The following is a 25378-nucleotide window of genomic DNA, read 5'->3' as shown; positions in this document are numbered from 1 at the left end:
GACACGCCATGACACCCCTCGACACCACCACGCTGCCCAGCCTGCCCGCCGAGGTGGCCCGCCCGTGCTACGCCCGCAGTGCCGTCACTGCGGGGATCGTGCATATCGGCGTGGGGGGCTTTCACCGCGCCCACCAGGCCATGTACCTGGATAGCTTGATGAACCAGGACGAGGCCCTTGACTGGGGCATCGTCGGGGTCGGGGTGATGCCCGGCGACAAGCGCATGCAGCAGGCACTGGCGGCCCAGGATTACCTCTATACCCTGGTGGTCAAGCACCCCGACGGCCGCCACGAGCCGCGGGTCATCGGCAGCATGATCGACTACCTGTTCGCGCCGGACGACCTCGAGGCGGTGATCGAACGCATGACTGACCCGGCGATCCGTATCGTCTCGCTGACCGTCACCGAGGGCGGCTACAACTTCCACCCGGTGAGCGGCGAGTTCGATTTCGACAACCCCCAGGTGCGTGCCGACCTCGCCGCGCCGAGCCGGCCGAGCACGACCTTCGGCCTGGTGGTGGAAGCGCTGGTGCGGCGTCGTGCCCGGGGCATCGCCCCGTTCACGGTGATGTCCTGCGACAATATCCAGGGCAATGGTGATGTCGCCAAGCGCATGTTCAGCGCCTATGCCCGGGCTCGGGACGCTGAGCTGGGCGAGTGGCTGGCCGCCGAGGTGGCGTTTCCCAACTCGATGGTCGACCGCATCACCCCGGTGACCGCTCAGGCCGACATCGACGAACTGGCCGCCCGCTTCGGCGTCAGCGACGCCTGGCCGGTGGTCTGCGAGCCATTCACCCAGTGGGTGCTGGAGGATCACTTCGGCGCCGGGCGGCCGGCCTTCGAGCGGGCCGGGGTGCAGGTGGTCGAGGACGTCGAGCCCTACGAGCTGATGAAGCTGCGGCTGCTCAACGCCAGCCACCAGGCGCTGTGCTATTTCGGCTACCTGGCCGGCTACCGCTACGCCCACGAGGTCTGCCAGGATCCGCTGTTCGTCGATTTCCTGCTCGCCTACATGCGCGAGGAGGGCAGCCCGACCCTGGCCGCCGTGCCGGGCGTCGACCTCGAGCAGTATCGCCTGACGCTGATCGAGCGCTTCGCCAATCCGCAGATCAAGGACACCCTGGCGCGGCTGTGCGCGGAGAGCTCCGACCGGATTCCCAAGTGGCTGGTCCCGGTGATCCGCGACCAGCTGGCCCGCGGCGGCCAGATCCGCCTCAGCGCGGCGGTGGTGGCGAGCTGGGCGCGCTATGTCGAGGGCGTCGACGAACAGGGCCAGCCCATCGAGGTGGTGGATCGCCTCAAGGAACCATTGATGGCCTTGGCGCAGCGTAATCGCGAGCAGCCGACCGCCTTTATCGAGAATGCCGAGCTGTTCGGCGACCTCGCCGAGCAGTCGCGCTTCCGCGACGCCTATCTGGCGACGCTTGCCTCGCTGCAAGAACGCGGCGCACGCGCTACCCTCGAGACACTGATTCAGTCGAAAGGGACGGCATGATGTATATCGGGGTGGATTGCGGAACCCAGAGTACCAAGGTGGTGGTGGTTGACGTCGAAGGCGGTACGATTCTCGCTGAGGCCAGCCGGCCGCATTCGCTGATCGAGGGCGACCATGGCCGCCGCGAGCAGGACCCCGGCGAGTGGGTCACGGCGCTGCGCGGCGCCCTCGGCGAGGCGCTGGGCCTGGCGGCCATCGACCCGCTGGCGATACGCGCCATTGGCGTCTCCGGCCAGCAGCACGGGCTGGTGGCGTTGGATGACAGCGGCGAGCCGGTCTATCCGGCCAAGCTGTGGTGCGATACCGAGACCGCCGCCCACAATGCCGCCCTGGTCGAACAGCTGGGCGGCGAAGCCGGCTGCCTCGACAAGCTCGGCCTGGTGCTGCAGACCGGCTACACCGCCTCCAAGCTGGCCTGGCTGCGCGAGCGCGAGCCGGCGGCATACCGGCGCATCGCGAGCCTGCTGCTGCCCCACGACTACCTCAACTTCTGGCTCACCGGCGAGCGGGTTACCGAGGCCGGCGATGCCTCGGGCACCGGCTACTTCGACACCCGGGCGCGCACCTGGCGCGAGGATGTGTTCGCCGCCATCGCCCCCGAACTCGACCCCGCACGGGTGCTACCGCGCATCATCGAGGCCAGCGAGCCGGCCGGCATGCTGCGCCCGGCGCTGGCGCGCGAACTCGGCCTGTCGCCGGAGGTGCTGGTGTCGAGCGGCGGCGGCGACAATATGCTTGGCGCCATCGGTACCGGCAACATCACCCCGGGGCTTATCACCATGAGCCTGGGCACCTCGGGTACGCTGTGTGCCTACTCACCGGCGCCGGTGATCGCCGACAGTGCCATGGTTGCCAACTTCTGCTCGAGCACCGGCGGCTGGCTACCGTTGATCTGCACCATGAACGTCACTTCGGCCACCACTCGGGTGCGCGAGCTGTTCGGCCTCGACCTCGCCACCTTCGGTGAGCGCATCGCCAGCGCCCCGGTGGGCGCCGAGGGCGTGACGGCGCTGCCGTTCTTCAACGGCGAGCGGGTGCCGATGCTGCCCGAGGCCACGGCGAGCTTTCTCGGCCTGAGCGGTGCCAACGTCACCCAGGCCAACCTGTGCCGTGCGGTGATGGAGGGAGCGACCTTCGGCCTGCGCTACGGCCTCGACCTGTTCGGCTCGCTGGCCGAGGGGGCCAGCCAGATCCGCCTGATCGGCGGCGGGGCCAAGAGCCCGGTATGGCGGCAGATGGTCGCCGATGTCACCGCCACACCGGTGATCTGCCCCGAGGTCACCGATGCCGCGGCGCTAGGGGCCGCGCTGCAGGCGGCCTGGTGCCATCAGCATGCCCACGGGGTGACGCTGGAGGCATTGTGCGCACGGCTGGTGCACCTCGACGCCGGCTCGCTGGCCGAGCCCGAACCGGGCGCGGTGGCGGCCTATCGCGAGGTCTATGCGCGCTACCACCAGGCGCTGGCCGAGCGCCACGCCCTGGCGCCTTGACCCGCCGTCACTTTCGTTACTCTTTTTACCAGGAGCGCTATCACATGACGTCCACGAGCCAACTCGAACAGCTCAAACGCCATTCGCTGGTGGTCGCCGACACTGGCGATCTCGAGGCAATCCGCCGCTACCAGCCGCAGGATGCCACCACCAATCCTTCGCTGCTGCTCAAGGCCTTCGCGCTGCCTGGCTATCAGGACCTGATCGACGCCGAGCTGGCGGCGGTCAAGGCGGAAGGCGTGGATCACGACACGCGCCTGGCTCACGCCGTGGATCGGCTGGCGGTGGCAATCGGCAGCGAGATCAGCCGGCTGGTGCCGGGGCGCGTCTCCACCGAGGTGGCGGCGCGGCTCTCCTTCGATACCCAGGCCAGCATCCGCAAGGCGCATGAGCTGGTGGACCTCTACGACCGCCACGGTGTGGGGCCGGAGCGGGTGCTGATCAAGCTGGCCTCGACCTGGGAGGGCATTCGCGCCGCCGAGGTACTGGAGCGCGAGGGCATCCAGTGCAACTTGACGCTGCTATTCAGCGAGGCCCAGGCCCAGGCCTGTTTCGACGCCGGGGTGTTTCTGATCTCGCCCTTCGTCGGGCGCGTCACCGACTGGTACAAGAAGGAGACCGGCCGCGACTATGCGCCCGACGAGGATCCCGGCGTGCAGTTCGTGCGTGGCGTGTGTGAGCGGGCCAATCGCGGCGGCTATGAGACGGTGGTGATGGGCGCCAGCTTTCGCACCACCGGCCAGGTGCTGGCGCTGGCCGGTTGCCCGCGGTTGACCATCTCGCCGGCGCTGCTCGAAGAGCTGGCAGCACGCGACGGCGAGGTAGCGCCCAAGATCGCCATGCAACCCGCTGCTGACCCCGCACCGACGCCACCTCTCGGTGAGGCGGCGTTCCGCTGGGGTCACAACCAGGACGCCATGGCCAACGACAAGCTGGCCGAAGGCATTCGCCGTTTCCATGACGACCAGGCCGCCCTCGAGACGCTGATCGACGAGCGCCTGGGGTGATCCCCCGATGATGGCCCCACGAGCCCGTCGCGGGGCCTTCTCGTCGAGTCATACCGGCCTGGCTGTGGGCTAGGATGTCAGAAACTCTCCAGCTTCCAGACGTCGAAGGCCGGCTCCTCGTAAGGGTGGGCGGTCCTGAGCGCCGCCACCGCCGCGCGGATCAGATGATCCGCGCATACCAGTTCCACCTTGAGCTCCTCCACCCGTTCCAGGTCGCCCACGGTGCCGATATGCGGGTTGGCCCCGGCCAGGGGGCGGAACTGTCCGGTGCCCGGGGTCTGGAAGCAGCACGCCTCGTAGTCGCCGATGCGTCCGGCACCGGTGGCGAAGATCGCTTCCTTGACGGCTTCGGCGTCCTCTACCGGGACGAAGAAGGCCAGCTTGTACATCGCTCGTCTCCTCTGTGGGTCAACCTTTACCCTTGTGCCACAGGGCGGGGGTGAGGTCACCCCCGCACCACCCATGTCACGTCAAGGAGAGGATGCCATTGAAGCTGGACTTGCCGAACTGCTGGAAATGCTGACACTGCGGAGCCATTGCCACTTGGCGGCGGCTATCGCTGCGGCGTGGAGCGGACGCTGGCCCGGCTGGAGGCGGGATAGCGACGGCGGGTCGTGGCGTTGACCCAAGAGGACGTGGAAGGTATGTTTACATTCGTTTTTGAATGTATGTGTTGAAGGCGCCGACTGGGCTAGGCTTTGACAGGGGCAACATCTCCCGTCTCCCCCGCGGGGACATCGCGACACTGTCGGGCAACGGATGGATGTACCTATGACCCAGGAACCTTCTTCAACCCCTTCTCAGGGCGACGCGGTGGACCAGGCGCCGGCGCCTGTCTCGGACGAGACCCACCACGATCAGGACGCCGCGACCTTGGCGGTGTCACCAGCGGGCGATTCTCCCCCCAAGAACCCGGCCCGCAAGATCGCCGCGCTCGTGGTACTGGTCATGCTGGTGCTGGTCGCCTGGTACGTGGTCACTGATCGGCTGGCCCCCTATTCGTCGCGTGGCGCGGTGTCCGGTTACCTGGCTCAGCTCACGCCTCGGGTCGCCGGCCAGGTCACCGAGGTCTTCGTCCAGGACGGGGAGGTGGTGGAGGCGGGGAGGCCGCTGTTCCGGCTCGATACCCGTCCCTTCGAGCTGGCGGTGCGCCGGGCCGAGGCTGACCTGGCCCAGGCGATGCAGGCCACCGAGGCCTCGGCCGCCTCGATCATGGCCTCCCAGGCGGTGGTCACCCAGGCACGCGTGGAGCTGGAGAATGTCCGGGCGTCCACCAATCGCATCCTGTCGCTGGCCAGGCGTGACCTGGTCGCCCAGGTGGACGCGGACAATGCCCGAGCCGAGCTGCGTAGCGCCCAGGCGGGGGTGGCGCGCGCCGAGGCGGATCTGGAGAGTGCCATGCTGGCGTTGGGAGAGCGCGGCCTGGACAACCCCGAGGTGCTGGCCGCTCAGGTGCGTCTCGAGCAGGCCCAACTGGATCTCGAACTGGCCACGGTGACGGCACCGACCCGCGGGGCGGTCACCAACCTGCAGCTGGCGGTAGGGACCTACGTCTCGCCGGGGACACCGGCCATCACCTTCTTCGATGCCCGTGGCGCCTGGATCACCGCCGACCTGCGCGAGAACCAGCTCGGCAACGTGACGCCCGGCGATCGGGTGGCGATCCTCTTCGATGCCGTGCCCGGGCGCGTCTTCGAGGGACGGGTGCAGAGTATCGCCTGGGGCATCGACCCCGGCCGCCCCACGACGGGGGGGCTGATGCAGAACCAGCCGGCCAATGAGTGGTTCGAGCCAGCGCGGCGCATGCCGGTGCATATCGAGTTGGAGGGCGGCCTGGAGGCCTGGCCGAGGGCGGTGCGGGCCGGCGGCAAGGTGAGTGTCGTGGTCTTCGCCCAGGGGCGCGACAATCCCGTCGCCTGGCTATCGTCGGCCCTGCTGCGCCTGCGGGCCTGGCTCTCCTACCTGTACTGAGGGCTCCGTCATGTATGTCGCACCGGGACCGCGCGTCGAGGACGATCCGCTGTTCGCGTTTCGCCTGGCCACTGCAGCCGTCATTGGCCTGCTGGTAGCCCTCTTGCTGCAGTCGTCCCTGCCGATGGTCATTCCGGTGCTCATGGTGGGCTTGATGGGCGGGATGCGCCGGGCCTTCGATCCCAGGAAAGCCATCGGCGGCCCTCTGGCGATGATCGTCATCATGTCGCTCTATGCCGCCCTGGTCTCGCTTACGCGCCCCATGCCCGCGGTGCTGATCCTGCTGGTCGGCATCAACAGCGTGCTGGCCTATTACCTGATCCTGCGCACGGGGAGTCCCATCGGCATGCTGCTGCTGATCGGCATCGTGCTGATGTCGGTGATGGGGATGAGTTCCCCCCTGGCCATGGAGGTGGTGCGCGATGCCTTCATCGAGGCGGGGCTGGTGGCCCTGGTCGTCATCCCGGTGCTCTATGCGCTGCTGCCGCCGGCATCGAAGGAGCGCTTCGTCGAAGACCACCGGCCGGCGAGCGAGGGCCATCATGGCATGCGTGCGCTGATCCGGGGCTGTGTGCTGCTGTTGCTGGTGCTCTGGCTCTATACGGTGGTGGACGAGTCCAGCTTAATGCTGGCGCTCGCGGCCGTCTTCGTCCTGGTCTTCCCGACTCGCGAGCGACTCTTCGCCGAGGCGTGGCAGCGTACCTTCGCGACCTTGGTCGGCGGCGGCCTGGCACTGTTGATCCTGGGGATTGCCACCCTGGTGGCGCACCTTCCCATCCTGCTGCTGCTGATCTTCCTGGCCGGGCTCTTCCTCGCCAGCCGCATGATGCGGGGCCGCCACCCGCCGATGGTCTACCAGTTCGCTTTCTCGGTGACGATCGCCCTGGTGGTGGGGAGCCTGACCACCCAGGCGCCGCTGGATGCCATGGTGTCGCGGGTCACCCTGACCCTCACCGGGGCCCTGGTGGCGGCCTTTCTCACCAGCCTGCTGGAGTTATTGATCCTGGGAGACGAGCGGGACGTGGGGGCATCGCGTCCTTGAGGGGACATGCCAGGGCCGATCGCCGGCCCAGTCGTGCCGCCAGGGTTGAAGCCAACCGTTGCCACCAGGGGGCGGCGGGGTGTCGCTCCTCTCGGATGTATTGCGCCCCTTGTGCCATAGCCAAGCAGGCTTTGCCAGTCGAGGAGGGGCATGGAGGGCTATCGCAGTTACCTCTAAGCGAAGGACGCCGGGGACAGACCGAAGAGGAGGTTTGCGCCATGGATGGCGCAAGATAGCGCCCAGGGATGGGTTCACAGCGCCTCCTCGCAGGCCTGTCGACGGATAAGTTCCGAGCGGTGCTGCCTATCTGCAATCGCCCTGGTCGGTTATGGCAAGATGGGACCAGCCGACACCATCAGGGGAGGGCATCATGGACGCATCACTGGAGGAGCTGCTGGCGTCGCTGGCGCTGACGCCGCGGGGCGAACTTCGCTCCATGTCAGGGGGCGACATCGCCACCGTCTACCGGCTCGACACCGACCAGGGCGCGGTGGTGGTCAAGCGTGACGATGGCCAGCGGCTGGCCGGTGAGGCCGATGGCCTGGCGGCGCTGCGCGCCGCCGATAGCGGCCTGGTGGTGCCCGAGGTGCTGGGCCAGGCGGACGAGTGGCTGGTGATGGAGGCGCTGCACGTCTCGCGGCGCGAGGCGGGGGATGCCTTGGCGCTTGGCCAGGGGCTGCGGGCACTGCACGCATACCGCGCAGACGAGCACGGCTGGCCGCGGGACAATGCTTGTGGGCTGACCCCTCAGCCCAATGCACCGCTGGCCGACGGGCGGGCGTTTCAGCGCCAGCGACGCCTGCTGCCGCTGGCCGCCGCCTGCCATGAACGCGGCCTGCTGGACGCCGGCCTCCGCCAGCGCATCGAAACCCTGGCCGAAGGTCTGGAGCGCTGGCTGCCGGATGCTCAGGCCAGCCTGCTGCACGGCGATCTGTGGAGCGGCAACCTGCTGTATACCCCGCGCGGGCCGGCGCTGATCGATCCGGCGGTGTATCGCCACTACCCGGAGGTCGACCTGGCCATGTTGACGCTGTTCGGCGCTCCCGGGGAGGCCTTCTTCGAGGCCTACTGGAACGGTGACGCCCCGGCCGACTGGCCGAGGCGTGAGGCGCTGTTCCAGCTCTATCCGCTGCTCAACCACCTGCTGCTGTTCGGCGCTGGCTATCGCGGCGGAGTCGAGCGGGTGGTGGCGCGGGTCGAGGCTTACCAGGACTAGCTGTTTACCAAGACCTATAGGGCAGGAACTTGCCGCTGAGGGTCAGTAGTACCCGGTCGCCCTTGGGATCCTCGACCTTGTCGACCTCCATGGTGAAGTCGATGGCGCTCATGATGCCGTCGCCAAATTTCTCCTGGACCACGTCCTTGAGCGTTTCGCCGTAGACGCCCACCACCTCGTAGAGGCGATAGACGAAGGGATCCTGGGGGATCGCCTCGTCCCAGGCCTTGGTGGGGAAGGCCTTGAGCGCGTCGGCCGCCTCGCTGTCGACGCCGAGCACGTCGCACAGCTTGTGGGCCACCTCGTGGCTGGCACTGTTCATGCCGTAGCAGGCCGAGGCGACCCATACCGGTGACATGCCGACGGCGCTGCCGATAGCGTCCCAACTGAGCTGTTTGCGGGCCTTGGCGGCGAGCAGGGTGTGGCGCATTTCGAGTTTATCCATGATGCGTCTCCTTGGGAGTAAAGGTAACCAGGGTATCGTGGGTGGTGTCGGCCGAGGCGCGCTGGCCATCGGATGCCGCCGGGGTGTCGGCCGAGGCGCGCTCGACCGGGTTGACCGCTTCGGGGTAGCGCAATCCGCGCCGGTCGAGATCGGCGGTGCGCAGCTCGCCGGAGCGGTTCACCAGGAAATCCACCAGGTAGTTGCGGATGGTGTAGAAGTGCGGATGCTTGACGATCTCGCCGCGCTGGCGCGGCCGTGGCAGGTCGATCTCGACGGCTTCGGCGATACGCGCCTCGGGGCCGTTGGTCATCAGCAGGATGCGATCGGCGAGCAGGATCGCCTCGTCGACGTCGTGGGTGATCATGAACACCGTCTGCTGATCCTGGCTCCAGATCTTGATCAGCTCGTCCTGGATGACGCCGCGGGTCAGGGCGTCCAGCGCCCCGAAGGGTTCGTCGAGCAGCAGCAGCTTGGGCTTGGTGGCGAAAGCGCGAGCGATACTCACCCGCTGGCGCATGCCGCCGGAGAGCTGCGCCGGCTTGCGGCCCACCACGTCCTTGAGGCCGACCATCTCGAGATAGGCGAGGCTATGCTCGGTAACCTTGGCGTCGCTCCATGCCTTCCAGCGGGCGCGCACGCCGAAGCGCACATTCTCCAGCGCCGACAGCCACGGCAGCAGGCTGTAGTTCTGGAACACTACGCCGCGCTCGAGGCCCGGGCCGTCGATCTCCTTGCCCTCCATCACCATGGTGCCATCGCTGAATTGATCGAGGCCGGCCAGGGCGTTCATGATCGTCGACTTGCCGCAGCCGGAGTGGCCGATGATGCAGACGAATTCGCCTTTCTCGAGCTGGAAGCTGACGTTCTCGAACACTGTCAGGTCTGGCTCGCCCTTGGCGCCGGGAAAGCGCTTGGCGGCTTGCTGGACTTCTACGAAGGCGTGACTCATGTCTCTCTCCTGAAGGTTATTCCTGGTAGGCGACCAGCTTGGCGACGGCACCGAGGGCCAGGTCGAGCAGCATGCCCACCACGCCGATCATCAGGATCGAGAAGATCACGCTGGTCAGGTCGAGGTTGTTCCACTCGTTCCACACGTAGTAGCCGATGCCGGTACCGCCGACGAGCATCTCGGCGGCGACGATCACCAGCCAGGCGATGCCGATGGAGATGCGCATGCCGGTGAGGATGGTCGGTGCCGCGGCGGGCAGGATCACCTGGAAGGCGGTCTTGAGCGGCGACAGCTCATGAGTGCGCGCGACGTTGACCCAGTCCTGCCTGACCCCGGCCACGCCGAAGGCGGTATTCAGCAGCATCGGCCAGATCGAGCAGATGAAGATCACGAAGATCGCCGAGGCCTCGGAGTCCTGGATGATGAACAGCGCCAGCGGCATCCAGGCCAGCGGCGAGATCGGCCTGAGCACCTGGATATAGGGATTGAGCGCCTTGTACATCAGCGGCGACATGCCGATCAGAAAGCCCAGCGGAATGGCGATTACTGCCGCCAGCAGGTAGCCCGTGAGCACGCGATATAGCGAATAGCCCAACTGGATGCCGATGCCCTTGTCGTTGGGGCCGGCATCATAGAAGGGGTTGGAGAGCTCCTCCCAGGCGCGCACCAGCACTTCCGACGGTGGCGGTACCTTGGCGGTTTCGTCGGCGCCGGCCATCAGCTGTTCGTACTCGCTGAGTTCCCCGCCGCCGCCCAGTATCGGCACCTGATTAAGCCCCTCCCAGAGCCCCAGGCCGAGGACCAGGAGCACCACCGCCAGCAGGCTGGCGCGCGCGTTGAGGCTGACGTTCCACTCGGTGGTCGTGCGATCCATGTCAGCTCCTCCGGATATCGAAGCTTTCGATGTAGGCCTCGGGCTGGGTGTAGTCGAAGGTCTTGCCCATGATCTGGTAGTTGCGCGAGTTCTCCTCCGGCGCGTCGTAGCCCAGCTCGCGCATCACCTCGCGAGCGTCGCTGGCGAGGTAGACGTCGCGGGCGACCTGCTGATAGTCGACGTGGTCGTCGATATAGCCCCAGCGTTTCATCTGGGTCAGGATCCACACCGCCATGGAGTGCCAGGGGAAGGGGTCGAAGTCGATGCGATCGGGTACTCGCTGTACTTCACCCAGGCCATCGGCAAAGGTGCCGGTCAGTACCTGCTCGATGACCGTGACCGGCTGGTTGAGGTAGTTGGTGGGGGCGATGGCCTCGGCAATCTCCGAGCGGTTCTCGGGGTTGGAGGAGTACTGGGTGGCATCGATGATCGCCCTCAACAGGGCGCCATAGGTGTTGGGATTCTCGCGCGCGAACTGGGCACTGGTGGCGAAGGCGCAGCACGGGTGGCCGTCCCAGATCTCCTTGGTCAGCAGATGAATGAAGCCGATGCGCTCGTAGACCGCGCGCTGGTTGAAGGGATCCGGCGACAGGAAGCCGTCGATATTGCCGGCGCGCAGATTGGCGACCATCTCGGGCGGCGGGATGACGCGGATCTGGATGTCCTGGTCGGGGTCGAGGCCGTGCTCGGCAACGTAGTAGCGCAGCAGGAAGTTATGCATCGAGTACTCGAAGGGTACGCCGAAGGTGAAGCCCTGCCACTGCTGCGGGTCGCGTTTGTCCTGATGGTCGTTGTGCAGCACGATCGCCTGGCCGTTGATGTTCTCCACGGCGGGCATGATGAAGGGCTCGGGACTAGAGCCGGCGCCGAGACTCATCGCCAGCGGCATCGGGGTGAGCATATGGGCAGCGTCGTACTCGCGATTGAGTGACTTGTCCCGGGCTACCGCCCAGCCGGCGGTCTTGATGACCGAGACGTCGAGGCCATAGCGCTCATAGAAGCCCATCGGGTGGGCCATGATGATCGGTGTGGCACAGGTAATCGGCACGAAGCCGACATTGAGCTGGGTCTTCTCCAGCGGGCCGAGGTCCTCCTTGACGGCGGCCTTGATGGCGTCCATCGGAAACAGGCTGGCCAGAGCGGCGGCCGCGGTACCGCCGCCGACCAGCTTCATGAATTGGCGGCGATGCATGTCGCTATGGCCGAACATGCCGCGCACCAGGGCGCTTTCCACCACTCGATCCATCATCTCTTCGCTGTTGGCCGGCTGCGCGGCGTCGCGCTTGGCACCATCGGAGGCGAGGTGTGCCGCGGCGTCTTGGCGGCAGTCGTGACAGTCGCAATGGCGGCCATGAGTCAACGACTGGCGGTGGTCGAAGGGGTTGCCCAGGCTGTTGTGGTCGTTGCGATCGCTCATGTTGTTGTTCACCTCATGGAAGCAATGGGATATCGGGATGCGTCACGGTGGTGCAGTGCTGGGAGTCACAGCGACGCTGAGGCAACCATTGCCAGGCCCGTGCCAGTTGCCGCCAAGGGAAAGATAGTCGTTTCTATACAGTGGGTTGGCGGCATTGCATGGCGCCTGGGAAGGGGCGGTTGGCAATCACGAAATCTCGCAATCTACGATATTTCGTTGGTTTTTATACGAAATATCGTCACTGGCGCGGGTTTTGAATGACCTAGGGCATGCCCCACTCAGGAGAGCTGCCATGAGCCCTGCCTCGCTGCACCAGCGTGTCTTCCTGCAATCGCCCCAGGCCATGCTGGTGGTCGATCCGTTAGCTGATCGCCTGCTGGAGGCCAATCCCGCCGCTAGCCGACTGCTGGGAGGTGACGCCGCGGCGCTGTCGGCGCGACCCTTCAGCCACTGCCTGGGGGCATCGCTGCCGCTGTGGGTGAGCTTTACCGACGAAGTGCTGACCCGCTCCCCGGGCTGGTCGGATGACCTGGTGGTGCTCGACCTGACCCGACAGCCGCACCACGTCGAGGTGTTCGGCCAGCGCCTCGACGACGGCCAGACGCTGCTGTTGACCCTGACCGACCGCGATCAGGCCGAGCAGCGCCGGGCCAAGGCCGACCTGCGTCGCCAGCATCGCCGCGGCCATGTCGGCTGGGAGCGGGTCGAGCAGGTCTTCGAGCGTATCGAGCGCCAGAACCAGCTGATCCTGGGTGCGGCGGGGGAAGGCATCTACGGCCTCGACGCCGAGGGCAAGACCACCTTCGTCAACCCTGCCGCGGAGCGCATCCTGGGCTGGAGTAGCGACGACATGGTCGGTCACGATGCCCACCTGATGTTTCACCACACCCGTGCCGACGGTAGCCACTTTCCGGTGCAGCAGTGCCCGATCCACGCCTCGTTCAGCGACGGCCAGGTGCATCGCGTCGACGACGAGGTGTTTTGGCACAAGAACGGCGAGGCGATCCCGGTGGAGTACACCAGCACGCCGATCTTCGAGATGGGCCGGTTGGTGGGGGCAGTGGTGCTGTTTCGCGATATTCGCGAGCGCAAGCGCGCCGAGCAGCGGCTGCGCGATGCCCTGGCCGAGGTCGAGTCGCTCAAGCAGCGTCTCGAACTCGAGAACCAGTACCTGCAGGAGGAGATCAAGGCCGAGCTCAACCACCGCGAGATCGTCGGCGAGAGCCCTGCGGTGGCGCAGCTGATTCGCCAGATCGCGCTGGTAGCGCCCACCGATGCCAACGTCCTGATCAGCGGCGAGTCGGGCACCGGCAAGGAGCTGATTGCACGCGCGATTCACGTCGGCAGCGAGCGTAGCGACCGACCGCTGATTCGCGTCAACTGCGCGGCAATTCCCCACGACCTGTTCGAGAGCGAGTTCTTCGGCCATGTGAAGGGCGCCTTTACCGGCGCGGTCAACGACCGACCGGGGCGCTTCGAGTTGGCCGACGGCGGCACCTTGTTCCTCGACGAGGTGGGCGAAATCCCGCTGGCGCTTCAGAGCAAGCTGCTGCGGGTGCTGCAGGACCAGCAGTTCGAACGCATTGGCGGCAATCGCACACGCGAGGTGGATGTGCGGGTGATCGCCGCCACCAACCGCGACTTGCGTGAAATGATCGAGGCCGGCGAGTTTCGCGAGGATCTCTATTTTCGCCTCAATGTGTTTCCCATCGAGTCGGTGCCGCTGCGCAGCCGCATCGAGGATGTGCCGCTGCTGGCCCGGCACTTCCTGCAGCGCGCCTGCCAGAAGTTCAACAAGCCGGGGGTGAGGATTCCGCCGGCCCAACTGCAGATCCTGCAGCGCTACCCGTGGCCGGGCAATATTCGCGAACTGGAGAACGTCATCGAGCGCCAGGTGATCGTTACCCAGGATCGCCGCCTGGTATTCGACGACCTGCTGCTCGGCGAGCCGCCGAGTCCGCGCCGTGAGCCACCCGAGCCGGCGGCCACGGCAGCGGACGCCAGCGCGCCGCTGCCGGAGCAGGAGCTGTGCCGCCGCCAGCGCGACAACGCCATCGCCGCGCTGCAGCGCTGTGCGGGTAAGGTCTCGGGCCGCGATGGCGCCGCCGAGCTGCTGGGCCTCAAGCCCACTACGCTGTTCTCACGGCTGCGCAAGTGGGGCGTCGAGCCGCGCGACTATCGGCGTTGAACCGCGCCTTGTGAGCCTAGGAGACCGCGTCGAGGAAGGCCGCCCGCATCAGCTCTCGGGTGTAGGCGTCGCGTGGGGAGCGGAACAGCGCCTCGGTCTCGCCTTGCTCCACCACCTCGCCCTGACGCATCACGATCACGCTATCGGCCAGGGCGCGCACCACCGCCAGGTCGTGGCTGATAAACAGGTAGGTGAGGTCGTGCTTGGCCTGCAACGTGCGCAGCAGCTCGATCACCGTGGCCTGTACCGACCTATCCAGTGCCGAGGTGGGTTCGTCGAGGAGCAGGAATTCCGGTTTGAGTACCAGCGCGCGAGCGATGGCGATGCGCTGGCGTTGCCCACCGGAGAACTCATGGGGATAGCGCTTGCGCATGGCGGGATCGAGGGCGACCTCCTCGAGTGTCTCGATGACCCGGGCCTCGCGCTCACGGCGTGTCAGCAGCGGATAGTGCACTCGTAGCCCCTCGCTGACGATTTCGCCGACCGTCAAGCGAGGTGAAAGCGAACCGAAGGGATCCTGGAATACCACCTGCATCCTCGAGCGAATCGGGCGCATGGCACTGCCGTCCAGATGGGTCAGGTCGGTCTCGTCGAAGCGCACGTCGCCTGAGCTCTCGAGCAGGCGCAGCAGGGCGCGCCCCAGCGTCGACTTGCCGGATCCCGACTCGCCGACGATGCCCAGTGTCTGCCCGCGGCGGATGTCGAGATCGATACCGCGCACCGCGTCGAAATACTCGCTGGGGCGAAACAGGCGCTTCTTGAGCGCGAACCTTACCTTGATGTCACGTGCCTCGAGCAGCACCGGGAGGCTGGGGTCGACCGGCGCCTTGCGGCCGCTGGGCTCGGCCTCGATCAGCATCCGCGTATAGGGGTGTTGGGGAGCGCTGAAGAGGGCCTGAGTCGAGGCTGTCTCGACGATCTCACCGTGGCGCATCACGCAGACCCGGTCGGCGAAGTGACGCACGACCCCCAGGTCGTGGGTAATGAACAGGATCGCCATGCCGTAGCGCTGCTGTAGATCCTTGAGCAGGCGCAGGATCTGCGCCTGCACGGTGACGTCGAGTGCGGTGGTCGGCTCGTCGGCGATCAGCAACTTGGGCTCGCAGGCCAGGGCCATGGCGATCATCACCCGCTGGCGCTGGCCACCGGAGAGTTCGTAAGGGTAGCTGGCGATGCGACGCCGGGGCTCGGGGATCCCAACCTGCTCGAACAGCTCTATGACCCGCTCATCGGCGGTTTTGCCACGCAGCGAGGTGTGCTTCTTGAGTACCTCGCGCACCTGATCACCGATGCGCATCAGGGGGTTGAGCGAGGTCATCGGCTCCTGAAAAATCATCGATATCTCGTTGCCGCGTATCTGGCGCATACGGCGCAAAGGGGTGTCGAGCAGCGCTTCTTCGCCCCGCTTGCCGTGCCAGCGTATGCTGCCGCTGGGCTCGGCGAGATCAGGTAGCAAGCGCATGATGGCAAGCGAAGAGATCGACTTGCCGGAGCCTGACTCACCCACCAGTGCCAGGGTTTCGCCTGGGGCAATATGCAGGTCGAGAGACTTGACCGCCGAGACCGTGCCTTGGGGCAGGTGGAAGTCGACACGCAGCCGGTCGATTTCAAGTAGAGGTGTCGTCATCGGGCTTCCTCAGCGAGTCTTGGGGTCGAGGGCGTCACGCAGGCCGTCGCCCAGAAAGTTGAGACATAGCAGGGTGATGGCCAGGAAGGCGGAGGGCACCAGCAGCATCCAGGGGGCGCTCTGCATCATGTCCTTGCCCTCGCTGATCAGCACCCCCCAGCTGGTCATCGGTTCCTGGACGCCGAGGCCGAGAAATGACAGGAAGCTCTCCAGCAGGATGACCTTGGGTACCGTCAGGGTCACGTAGACGATCACCGGCCCCAGGGTATTGGGGATCAGGTGACGGGTGACGATGGTGGTGCTTTTGACGCCGAGGGCATGCGCCGCCTCGACGAACTCGCGGCGTTTCAAGGCCAGCGTCTGGCCGCGCACGATACGCGACATGTCGAGCCACTCCACGGCGCCGATGGCGGCATAGATCAGCAGGATGTTGCGGCCGAACACCACCATCAGCAGGATCACCAGGAACATGAAGGGCAGCGAGTACATGATATCGACGAAGCGCATCATCAGGTTGTCGACGCGCCCACCCATGTAACCGGCGATGGCCCCGTAGAGTACGCCGATCACCAGCGAGACGAGGGTCGCGACCAGCGCCACCGAGAGCGATATCTGGCCGCCATAGAGGGTACGGGTGAGCAAGTCGCGGCCGTTGGCGTCGGTGCCGGCATAGTGACCGTCGGCAATGCTGGGCGGTGCGGTGAAGGCGTTCCAGTCGACCTCGTTGAGCCCCCATGGCGTCAGCCAGGGGCCGGCCACGCAGGCGATGGCGATCAGCCCGAGCAGAAACAGGCTGAAGGTGGCGGCACGGTTCTGCTTGAGACGACGCCAGGCGTCGCCGGCCAGGCTTTCACCTGCGCTGTTGCCATCGAAAGGCAGCGTCGTGGGAGTCGGTTCAGTGGTCATAGCGAATCTGCGGGTCGAGGGCGGAGTAGAGGAGATCGACGATCAGGTTGATCAGCACGATCAGTGCGCCATAGAACACCACCGTGCCCATCACCAGGGTGTAGTCGCGATTGAGCGCCCCCTGGACGAAGTAGCGGCCGATGCCGGGAATGCCGAAGATCTGCTCGATGACCACCGAGCCGGTGATGATGCCGGCGATGGCCGGGCCGAGGTAGGAGACCACCGGCAATAGAGCGGGGCGCAGGGCATGGCCCCAGATCACCTCATACTCGGCCAGCCCCTTGGCGCGGGCGGTACGGATGTACTGGCTGCCGAGCACCTCGATCATGCTGGCGCGCATCATGCGCGCGATATAGGCGATCTGCTGGATGGAGAGGGCCACCACTGGTAGCACCATGTTGCGCCAGTGGCCATCGTTCCAGCCGCCGACGGGGAGCCAGGCGAGGAGCACACCGAACACCAGGGCGAGCAGCGGGGCGATCACGAAGTTGGGCACGGCCACGCCGGCAAGGGCGGTGCCCATGACCATGTAGTCAACCGTGGAGTTGCGCCTAATGGCGGCGACGATGCCCATTGGCAGGCCGATCAGCAGTGCCAGGCCGATGGCCCACAGGCCGAGCTCGAGACTGACCGGAAAGCCCTGCATGATCAGCTCGGTGACGGTGAAATCCTTGTAGCGAAACGAGGGGCCGAAATCGCCCTGCAGCAGATTGCCCATATAGAGCAGGTACTGTTTCCACACCGGCTGGTCGAGATGATAGGTGGCCAGCAGGTTGGCTTCGATTTCGGCGGGTAGCTGGCGCTCGCCGTCGAAGGGGCCGCCGGGTGCCATGTGCATCAGGAAAAACGACACGGTAATGACGATCAACAGCGTGGGTATGGCCTGTAACAGGCGTTTGCCGACATAGTAGAGCATACAGGTATCCCCAGGCCCCGGGAGTCCGAGGCCTTTGCGATGCGTTCAGGAGAAGTGGCGTTCAGTCCTCGAAGGAGACCCAGCGCGAGCGGTGGATATCCTCGATATTGTTCTCCCAGCCCTGCAGCGATGGGTTCACCAGATTGCGCGAGACGTAGTAGTAGATCGGCAAGACGGCGGCATCGTCGAGCGCCAAGCGCTCGGCCTGGGCCATGATCTCGCCGCGCTCGTCGAGATCCTGGGTCTCGCTGGCTTCGACCATGAGGGAGTCGAACTCCGGGTTGCTGTATGCGCCATAGTTGTTGGCGACCCCGCTCTCCAGCAGGCTCAGGAAGTTCTGGGCATCGTTGTAGTCGCCGATCCAGCCGGCGCGTCCGACGTCGAAGTCACCCTGACGCAGGTCGGCGTAGTGGACGGCCACCTCGGAGTTGTAGAGGTCGACCTCGACACCGAGTGGTTCCCACATTGCACCCAAGGCGATCGAGACGCGGCGGTGATCCTCGCTGGTGTTGTAGCGCAGCATTAGCTCCAGCGGGTTATCGGGGCCATAGCCGGCGTCCTGCATCAGCTCGCTGGCACGGCTCATGCGTTCGTCCTGGCTCAGCTCTACCCACTCGGGCTGCTGGGGCTGGTAGTGGCTGACACCGGGGGGGACGAAACTATAGGCGGGCTCCTCGCCGGTGCCGAGGATCTGCTCGGTAATGACTTCGCGGCGGGTAGCCAGGCTCAGCGCCTCGCGCACACGCGGGTCGGCGGTGGGGTGGCCGTCGCGGGAGTTGACCACGAAGTAGTAGATGCCCAGGAAAGGCGCGGTTTGGGTGGCTTCGGGTAGGTTGTCCTGCAACCAGTCGTACTGCTGGGTGGGAAAGTCCCTGGCAACGTCGATCTCGCCGGCCCGGAAGCGATTCAGGGCAGTGTTGCGCTCCTCGATGGGGAAGTAGATGACCCGCTCCAGGGCGACATCGTCATGGCTATGGAAATGTTCGTTCCTGACCGCTTCGATGCGCGTCTGGGACTGCCAGCGCTGCAGGGCGAAGGGACCATTGGAGACCATGTTGCCGGGGCGCGACCAGGCGTCGCCATGCTCCTCGACCACGTGACGCGGCACTGGATAGGCGGTGTAGTGGGAGAGCTGGTCGAGGAAGTAGGGCGTCGAGCGCTCGAGGGTGATCTGCAGGGTATGCGCATCGAGGGCTTCGATACCCAGAGTTTCCGGGTCGGCGCCCTCGCTGTAGACGGCCTCGGCATTCTTCACCGGGTAGAGCAGGTAGGCATAGTCGGCGGCGGTGGCAGGCGTCAGGATGCGACGGAACGCGAATACGAAGTCCTCGGCGGTGACCGGTTCGCCATCCGACCAGCGAGCATCCTCGCGCAGTGTAAAGGTATAGACGGTGCCGTCATCGGAGATCTCCCAGGACTCGGCGACGCCGGGGATGCGCTCGCCGTCGGCGGCCTCGGTGATCAGGCCTTCGAAGAGGTCGCCGGCCACGTCGTTTTCCCAGGTGCCACTGATCTTGTGTGGGTCGAGTGAGGCGGGCTCACCCATGATCGAGATTCGCAGGGTATCGGCATACAGGGGGGAGGACAGCAGTCCGGCGGTGAGGCAGGCCCCAAGCAGGGCGCGTTGTTTAAGCATAGAGGATCACTCCTGAACTTATCGTTGTTTGTGGTAAGCGGTGCCAGGATCTCTGGCGCCATGCATTACCAGTCAACATTAGGGCATTCGTTTGAATGAAACTGATATTATTTGTATCTAAACTTTTCCTGATTGATGCCCAAATGGTTGACGCCGGCATCGACGCTTGACCTAAAGCTAGGTTGAGGTAATAGGGTGCCGGCTGTTCACATAAATTGACCTGGTACAAGCCTGGCATACATACATGAATGTAACTATAATGCGCACCTTTCCCGGTGGCTCGAGGACGGAGCCACTTATACGTTTCACACCTGGAGGCACCTCATGCGACTGGCACCCCGAGCGGGCGTGACCCCGATTCGAACCCTGCTGTTGGCAGGGCTGATCAGCGTAGGCTTGGCGGCCTGTGGTCAGAACGGCGAGGATGAGGAGGGGCCTCCGGGCGGCGAGGCGGGCGGGCCACCGCCGACCACGGTATCGGTGATCAGCGTCGAGCCGCGCGACGTCGAGGTGGTGCAGGAGTACGCCGGGCGCGCCCGCGGCTCGCGTGAGGTCGAGGTGCGCGCCCGGGTCGAGGGGATCCTGCAGGAGCGCCTCTATACCGAGGGTCAGATGGTCGAGGAGGGCGAAGCGCTGTTTCGCATCGACCGCGAGCCCTACGAGATCGCTCTGCGCCGCGCCGAGGCCGAGCGGGCCAATGCCCAGGCCGATCTCAACCAGGCGCGCCGCGAGTGGCAGCGGATCTCGTCGCTGTTCGATCAGAACGCGGTCAGCGAGCGTGAGCGTGATACTGCCCTGTCGGGACGCGAGCTGGCCGAGGCGCGCTATGCCCTGGCCGATGCCGGCGTCGCCGACGCCCAGCTCAATCTCGACTACACCGAGGTCACTGCGCCGCTGGCCGGGGTGACCGGGCTCGAGAGCTTCCCGGAAGGCAGTTTGATCGATCGTGGCCAACTGCTGACCAGCGTCACCCAGCAGGATCCGATCCACGTGCGCTTCTCGTTGCCCGAGAACGATGCTGCCCTGCAGCGTACCGCGCGCCGGGCGATGGCCGCCAGCGGTGCCGAGTCGCCCCGCGAGGCGACGCTGATCCTGCCTGACGGCAGCGACTATGAGCAGGCTGGTCAGGTCGACTTCACCGACAGCACCATCGACCCGCGCACCGGCAGCGTGTCGGCGCGGGCGGTCTTCCCCAACCCCGACGGCGAGGTGGTGCCGGGGCAGTTCGTGCGTGTGCGGGTGGTGGTGCAGACCCTCGAGGATGCCTTCCTGATACCGCCTCAGTCAGTCGGCCAGGGCGTCGATGGCCCTCAGGTATTCGTCGTCGACGACGAGAACAAGGCCCAGGCACGCAGCGTGCAACTGGGGCCTGTGCAGCAGGGCCAGCAGATCATCATCGACGGTCTCGAGCGCGGCGAGCGGGTGGTGGTCAACGGCCAGGTGGCGCTGCAGGACGGCATGGATGTCTCGGCGTCCGAGGTCGAGGACGACGAGGAGGCCGCCGAAGAAGCCGAGCAGTCGGCGTTCGACGCTGAACAGCAAGTCCCCGATGACGAGGAGGCGTGATGCTCAGGTTCTTCATTGACCGGCCGATCTTCGCTTCGGTCATCTCTATCGTCATCGTGCTGGCGGGGCTTGCCGCGCTGCGCGCACTACCGGTGGAGCAGTACCCCGACGTGGTGCCGCCGCAGATCGTAGTGCAGGCCAGCTACCCCGGCGCCAGCGCCGAGGTGCTGTCCGAGGCGGTGGCCGCGCCGCTCGAGCAGGAGATCAACGGCGTCGATGACATGATCTACATGGAGTCGAGTGCCACCGATGCCGGCAGCCTGCAGATCACTGTCTCGTTCGAGATGGGTACCGACCCTGACCAGGCGGCGATCAACGTCAACAACCGCGTGCAGGCCGGCCTGGCACGCGTGCCGCAGCAGGTTCGCGACCAGGGGGTGCGGGTCGAGGCGCGCTCCACCAACATTCTGATGGTGCCGGTGATGTATTCGCCGGACGGCAGCCAGGACCCGCTGTTCATCTCCAACTATGCGCTGCTCAACGTACTCGACGAGCTGGTACGGATTCCCGGGGTGGGCGATGCCTCGCTGTTCGGCGCCCAGGACTATTCGATGCGGGTGTGGCTGTCGCCGGACAAGCTATCGCAGTTCGATCTGACGCCGTCCGACGTGGCCGCGGCGATCCGCGAGCAGAACGCCCAATTCGCCGCCGGTCAGCTGGGCGCCGAGCCCTCGGTGGACGATCAGGCGTTCACCTTCACGGTGACCACCCGCGGCCAGCTCTCCGACCCGGAGGAGTTCGAGAACATCATTCTGCGCGCCGACGAGGATGGCGGCAGCCTGCGCCTGGGCGATGTGGCACGGGCCGAGCTGGGGGCCCAGAACTATGCCTTCTCGGCCACCTACAACGGCCAGAATGCGGTGCCCATGGGCATCTACCTGCAGCCCGGGGCCAACGCCCTGGAAACCGCCGGCGCGGTGCGTGAGGCGCTGGATGACATCGCCACTCGCTTCCCCGAAGGCGTCGAGTACACCATCCCCTACGACACCACCGAGTTCGTCGAAATCTCGATCCAGGAGGTGTTCATCACCCTGCTGGTCGCGGTGGTGCTGGTGGTACTGGTCACCTTCCTGTTCCTGCAGCACCTGCGCGCCACGCTGATTCCGGTGGCGGCGATCCCGGTGTCGCTGATCGGCACCTTCACCGGCATGCTGGCGTTGGGCTTCTCGGTCAACCTGCTGACGCTGTTCGGGTTGGTGCTGGCAATCGGCATCGTGGTCGATAACGCCATCATCGTGCTCGAGAACGTCGACCGGCTGATGCGCGAGAAGGGCATGGAGGCCCGCGAAGCCTCGATCAAGACCATGCAGCAGGTGGCCGGGGCGGTGCTCTCCTCGACCCTGGTGCTGGTGGCGGTATTCGCCCCGGTGACCTTCCTCGGCGGCCTGACCGGCGAGCTCTACCGCCAGTTCGCGGTGACCATCGCCATCTCGGTGGTGGTCTCCGGAGTGGTGGCCCTGACCCTGACGCCGGCGATGTGCGCGCTGCTGCTGGATGGCCAGACGCACAAGGTGGCCAAGCCCTTCGAGCTGTTCAACCGCGGCTTCGACAAGCTCACCAACGGCTTCGCCTGGGTGGTACACAAGCTGTTGCGGCATGCCGTCATTGGCTGCGTGCTGTTCATCGGCGTGCTGGCCGCGACGCTGTTCTCGATGAGCCGCATGGCCCCGGGCCTGGTGCCCCAGGAGGACCAGGGCGTGGCGCTGGTGGTCTACCAGCTGCCGGCGGTGTCGGCGCTGTCGCGCACCGAGAGCGTGCGTAACCAGGTCTCGGCGATGCTCACCGACATGGACGAGGTGGACCAGTTCACCAGCTTCGCCGGCTTCGACATCATTGCCGGCTCGCTGCGCAGCAACGCCGGGGTCGGTTTTGCCAACCTCGCCGACTGGAGCGAGCGCACCGGCGAAGGGCAGGACGCCGCCTCGCTGGCGGGCCGCATCATGGGCATGGGCGCGGGCATTCCCGAGGCCAACGTGCTGGCCTTCACGCCACCGCCGATCCAGGGGCTGTCGCTGACCGGCGGCGTCGAGGGCTATCTCGAGGTGCGCGGCGACAGCACGCCTGACGAGATCGCCGAGCTGGCCCAGCGGCTCTCAGCGGCGGCTAATGAGCGGCCCGAGCTGGTCAATGCGCGTTCGACCCTGGACACCAGCATTCCGCGCTATCACGCTGAGGTCGATCGCGAGAAGGCCCGCGCCATGGGCGTGCCGATCAACCAGGTCTTCGAGACCATGCAGAGCACCTTCGGCTCGCTGTACGTCAACGACTTCACCCTGGCCGGGCGCAACTGGCAGGTGAACCTGCAGTCGGAGGCCGAGTTTCGCGGTCAGCCGGAAGACCTCAACAAGGTCTTCGTGCGCTCCGATACCGGTGAGATGCTGCCGCTGTCGACCCTGGTGACGCTGGAGCGCACCCCGGGCCCCGACATCATCGACCGCTTCAACGTCAACAGCGCCGCCAAGTTCCTGGCCGATGCCGCGCCCGGCTACACCACCGGCCAGGCCAAGGAGGCGATGGACGCGGTAGCCGCCGAGGTGCTGACCGACAGCAACACCTCGCTGGGCTGGACCGGCGAAGCCTATCAGCTCGATGCCGCGGCGGGGGCCGGTGGCCTGGCCTTCGGCCTGGGACTGGTGATGGTGTTCCTGATCCTGGCCGCTCAGTACGAGCGCTGGACACTGCCGCTGGCGGTCGCCTCGGCGGTGCCGTTCGGGGTGCTGGGGGCGTCGCTGGCGGCGATGTTGCGCGGCTTCCCCAACGATATCTACTTCCAGGTCGGCCTGCTGGTACTGATCGGCTTGGCGGCCAAGAATGCCATCCTGATCGTCGAGTTTGCGGCCCAGAACCGGCGCGCCGGGATGTCCTCCTTCGATGCCGCCATGGCCGCTGCCAAACAGCGTTTCCGCGCCATCATCATGACCGCGCTGACCTTCATCATCGGCACGCTGCCGCTGGTATTTGCCAGCGGGGCCGGTGCGGCCAGCCGCCAGGAGATCGGTACCGTAGTGGTGGGCGGCATGATCTTCGCCAGTACCCTGGCACTGCTGTTCGTGCCACTCTTCTATAAAATGATGGATGATCTGGGCTCACGTGGACGTGAGCGTCGTGCCCGTCGTCTCGAGCAGGGAGAGCAGAAGCATGCCTAAGCCGAACGTCATTGGCGCTTCGCGCCTGGCCGCACCGCTGATACTGGCGGCACTGCTGGTCGGCTGTGCGGTGGGCCCCGACTACCGAGCGCCCGACATCGCCCTGCCCGACGAGTGGCCTGAGCACGTGTTGCTGGCCGAGGAGGAGCGCAGCGAGTGGCGCCACTGGTGGCGCCAGTTCGAGGACCCGCGGCTCGACGCGCTGGTCGAACGCGCCACCGCCGAGAACCTGGATATCCGCCTGCAGCTGGCGCGGATCCAGGAAGCGCGAGCCCAACTGGGCCTGGCGCGGGCCGAGCAGCTACCCTCGGTGGGCGCCCAGGCTGAGGCCGCCCGTGAACGTACCCCGGCCACCACCTCGCCGTTCGGCGTCGAATCCACCGGCAATACCTTCTCGGTGGCCGGTCAGTTGAGCTATGAGATCGATCTGTGGGGGCGGCTGGCGCGTGAGCGCGAGGCCTCCGAGGCGTTGCTCGAGGAGAGCGTGTTCGCCCATGATGCGGTGCGCCTCAATGTGATCACCGACGTAGTGGCGACCTACTTCGACCTCAAGAGTGCCGAGCAGCAGCGGCGTATCACCGAGAGTACCCTGGAGTCGCGGGAGGAGACCTTCCGCCTCGAGCAGATTCGCTTCGATTCCGGCGAGACCGACGAGTTGGCGCTGCGCCAGGCCCAGTCGGAGCTCGAGACCACCCGCGCCCAGCTGCCGGCTCAGGTGCAGCGCGTACGCTCACTGGAAGGCGCGCTGGCCGCGCTGGTGGGGCTGTCGCCGGCCGAGCTGTTCGATGAGCTCGACTTCGGCGATACCCGGCTCGACGACATCGCGCTGCCCTCCGGCGTGCCGACCATGCTGCCGTCGACGCTGCTCCAGCGGCGCCCGGACATTCGCTCTGCCGAGGCCGGCCTGGTCGCCGCCAATGCCGGTATCGGTATCGCCGAGGCCAGTCGCCTGCCGAGCCTCAACCTCAGCGGGCTGCTCGGCACCGCGGCCGGCGACGCCAGCGATCTGTTCACCTCGGCGGCTCAGACCTGGGGGCTGGGGGCCACGGTGATGGGGCCGATCTTCGACTTCGGCCGCTCACGCTCGCGCATCGACACCGCCGAGGCGCTGTCCGAGCAGGCCGAAGCGCAGTATCGGGCCACGGTCAACCTGGCCTTCAACGAGGTGCGCGATGCGCTGGTCAGCTACGAGACCAGCGGTGATCGGGTCGAAGCGACTCGCCAGCAGGTCGAGGCCATCCGCCGTACTCAGGAGCTAGCCGAGGTGCGCTATCGCGAGGGCTTCGTCGGCTTTATCGAAGTGCTGGATGCCCAGCGTGCGCTGCTCTCTGCCGAGCTGGCCCTGGCCGAGGCGGTACGCGACCGCTTGACTGCCACCGCCACGCTGTTCAAGGCGCTGGGCGGCGGCTGGGAGAGCGACCTGCCCGGCGAGCAGCCCAGCGATGTCTGACGTCTCGCGTTAGTGCTACAACGTAGTGGGCCGCCC

At 66.2% G+C, this 25378-nt stretch carries 19 protein-coding genes; 10 read left to right on the top strand and 9 right to left on the bottom strand.

Annotated elements, in window-relative coordinates:
• Window positions 1–8: 8 nt before the first annotated feature.
• From CK498_RS12465 to tal, 3 genes are read left to right on the top strand one after another with little or no spacing between them, the layout of a single operon-like run.
• Entirely contained in the window at window positions 9–1496 is a 1488-nt protein-coding gene (locus CK498_RS12465) for a mannitol dehydrogenase family protein (RefSeq protein WP_095621171.1), read from the top strand.
• Entirely contained in the window at window positions 1496–2986 is a 1491-nt protein-coding gene (gene xylB, locus CK498_RS12460) for a xylulokinase (protein ID WP_095621170.1), read from the top strand. The genes CK498_RS12465 and xylB overlap by 1 nt, the downstream gene beginning before the upstream one ends.
• Window positions 2987–3030: 44 nt before the next feature.
• The gene (gene tal / locus CK498_RS12455) at window positions 3031–3993 is read left to right on the top strand and encodes a transaldolase (RefSeq protein WP_095621169.1); all 963 of its coding nucleotides are present in this window, start codon (window positions 3031–3033) and stop codon (window positions 3991–3993) included.
• Window positions 3994–4070: 77 nt separating this feature from the next.
• Here the strand turns inward: tal and CK498_RS12450 are convergent, their stop codons facing one another.
• Window positions 4071–4382: a Nif3-like dinuclear metal center hexameric protein gene (locus CK498_RS12450; protein ID WP_095621168.1), complete on the bottom strand. Its 312-nt coding sequence runs from the start codon at window positions 4380–4382 to the stop codon at window positions 4071–4073.
• 382 nt (window positions 4383–4764) lie between these two features.
• On the opposite strand from CK498_RS12450, the gene CK498_RS12445 reads away from it, so the two are divergent.
• From CK498_RS12445 to CK498_RS12435, 3 genes are all read left to right on the top strand, one after another.
• Window positions 4765–5964, top strand: coding sequence for an HlyD family secretion protein (locus CK498_RS12445; protein ID WP_217987767.1), 1200 nt, complete (start codon window positions 4765–4767; stop codon window positions 5962–5964).
• A 10-nt stretch (window positions 5965–5974) separates the two neighbouring features.
• Window positions 5975–7006 (top strand): FUSC family protein, encoded by a 1032-nt coding sequence (locus tag CK498_RS12440; RefSeq protein WP_095621167.1) that lies wholly within the window; start codon window positions 5975–5977, stop codon window positions 7004–7006.
• Between the two features lie 370 nt (window positions 7007–7376).
• Complete coding sequence (locus CK498_RS12435) at window positions 7377–8222, top strand: fructosamine kinase family protein (RefSeq protein ID WP_095621166.1); 846 nt, start codon at window positions 7377–7379, stop codon at window positions 8220–8222.
• 4 nt (window positions 8223–8226) lie between these two features.
• On the opposite strand, the gene cynS is transcribed toward CK498_RS12435, so the two are convergent.
• Genes cynS through CK498_RS12415 form a run of 4 tightly spaced genes read right to left on the bottom strand, consistent with a single transcriptional unit; the run spans window position 8227 to window position 11907 of the window.
• The gene (gene cynS, locus CK498_RS12430) at window positions 8227–8667 is read right to left on the bottom strand and encodes a cyanase (RefSeq protein WP_095621165.1); all 441 of its coding nucleotides are present in this window, start codon (window positions 8665–8667) and stop codon (window positions 8227–8229) included.
• A complete protein-coding gene (locus CK498_RS12425) occupies window positions 8660–9616 on the bottom strand; it encodes an ABC transporter ATP-binding protein (protein WP_095621164.1) in 957 nt (318 codons plus the stop codon). The genes cynS and CK498_RS12425 overlap by 8 nt, the downstream gene beginning before the upstream one ends.
• 16 nt (window positions 9617–9632) lie before the next feature.
• Complete coding sequence (gene ntrB, locus CK498_RS12420; RefSeq protein WP_095621163.1) at window positions 9633–10490, bottom strand: nitrate ABC transporter permease; 858 nt, start codon at window positions 10488–10490, stop codon at window positions 9633–9635.
• Between the two features lies 1 nt (window position 10491).
• Window positions 10492–11907 (bottom strand): CmpA/NrtA family ABC transporter substrate-binding protein, encoded by a 1416-nt coding sequence (locus tag CK498_RS12415; protein ID WP_095621162.1) that lies wholly within the window; start codon window positions 11905–11907, stop codon window positions 10492–10494.
• Window positions 11908–12199: 292 nt separating this feature from the next.
• On the opposite strand from CK498_RS12415, the gene CK498_RS12410 reads away from it, so the two are divergent.
• Window positions 12200–14095: a sigma 54-interacting transcriptional regulator gene (locus CK498_RS12410; RefSeq protein WP_095621161.1), complete on the top strand. Its 1896-nt coding sequence runs from the start codon at window positions 12200–12202 to the stop codon at window positions 14093–14095.
• 16 nt (window positions 14096–14111) lie between these two features.
• On the opposite strand, the gene CK498_RS12405 is transcribed toward CK498_RS12410, so the two are convergent.
• The 4 genes from CK498_RS12405 to CK498_RS12390 all read right to left on the bottom strand — a co-directional run bounded on the left by CK498_RS12405 (window position 14112) and on the right by CK498_RS12390 (window position 19180).
• The gene (locus tag CK498_RS12405) at window positions 14112–15722 is read right to left on the bottom strand and encodes an ABC transporter ATP-binding protein (RefSeq protein ID WP_095621160.1); all 1611 of its coding nucleotides are present in this window, start codon (window positions 15720–15722) and stop codon (window positions 14112–14114) included.
• 9 nt (window positions 15723–15731) lie between these two features.
• Complete coding sequence (locus tag CK498_RS12400) at window positions 15732–16628, bottom strand: ABC transporter permease (RefSeq protein WP_095621159.1); 897 nt, start codon at window positions 16626–16628, stop codon at window positions 15732–15734.
• Complete coding sequence (gene oppB / locus CK498_RS12395) at window positions 16618–17544, bottom strand: oligopeptide ABC transporter permease OppB (RefSeq protein ID WP_095621158.1); 927 nt, start codon at window positions 17542–17544, stop codon at window positions 16618–16620. Before oppB ends, CK498_RS12400 begins: the two co-directional genes overlap by 11 nt.
• Before the next feature lie 61 nt (window positions 17545–17605).
• The gene (locus tag CK498_RS12390; RefSeq protein WP_095621157.1) at window positions 17606–19180 is read right to left on the bottom strand and encodes a peptide ABC transporter substrate-binding protein; all 1575 of its coding nucleotides are present in this window, start codon (window positions 19178–19180) and stop codon (window positions 17606–17608) included.
• A gap of 324 nt (window positions 19181–19504) precedes the next feature.
• On the opposite strand from CK498_RS12390, the gene CK498_RS12385 reads away from it, so the two are divergent.
• Genes CK498_RS12385 through CK498_RS12375 form a run of 3 tightly spaced genes read left to right on the top strand, consistent with a single transcriptional unit; the run spans window position 19505 to window position 25342 of the window.
• Entirely contained in the window at window positions 19505–20746 is a 1242-nt protein-coding gene (locus CK498_RS12385) for an efflux RND transporter periplasmic adaptor subunit (RefSeq protein ID WP_095621156.1), read from the top strand.
• Window positions 20746–23892, top strand: coding sequence for an efflux RND transporter permease subunit (locus tag CK498_RS12380; RefSeq protein WP_095621155.1), 3147 nt, complete (start codon window positions 20746–20748; stop codon window positions 23890–23892). The genes CK498_RS12385 and CK498_RS12380 overlap by 1 nt, the downstream gene beginning before the upstream one ends.
• On the top strand, window positions 23885–25342 hold the full coding sequence (locus tag CK498_RS12375) for an efflux transporter outer membrane subunit (RefSeq protein ID WP_217987766.1): 1458 nt from the start codon (window positions 23885–23887) through the stop codon (window positions 25340–25342). Before CK498_RS12380 ends, CK498_RS12375 begins: the two co-directional genes overlap by 8 nt.
• The last annotated feature ends 36 nt before the right edge of the window (window positions 25343–25378 follow it).

Origin of the sequence: Halomonas salipaludis (assembly GCF_002286975.1) — a bacterium.
Lineage (GTDB): Bacteria > Pseudomonadota > Gammaproteobacteria > Pseudomonadales > Halomonadaceae > Franzmannia > Franzmannia salipaludis.
This window is presented reverse-complemented; position numbering and strand designations above follow the sequence as displayed.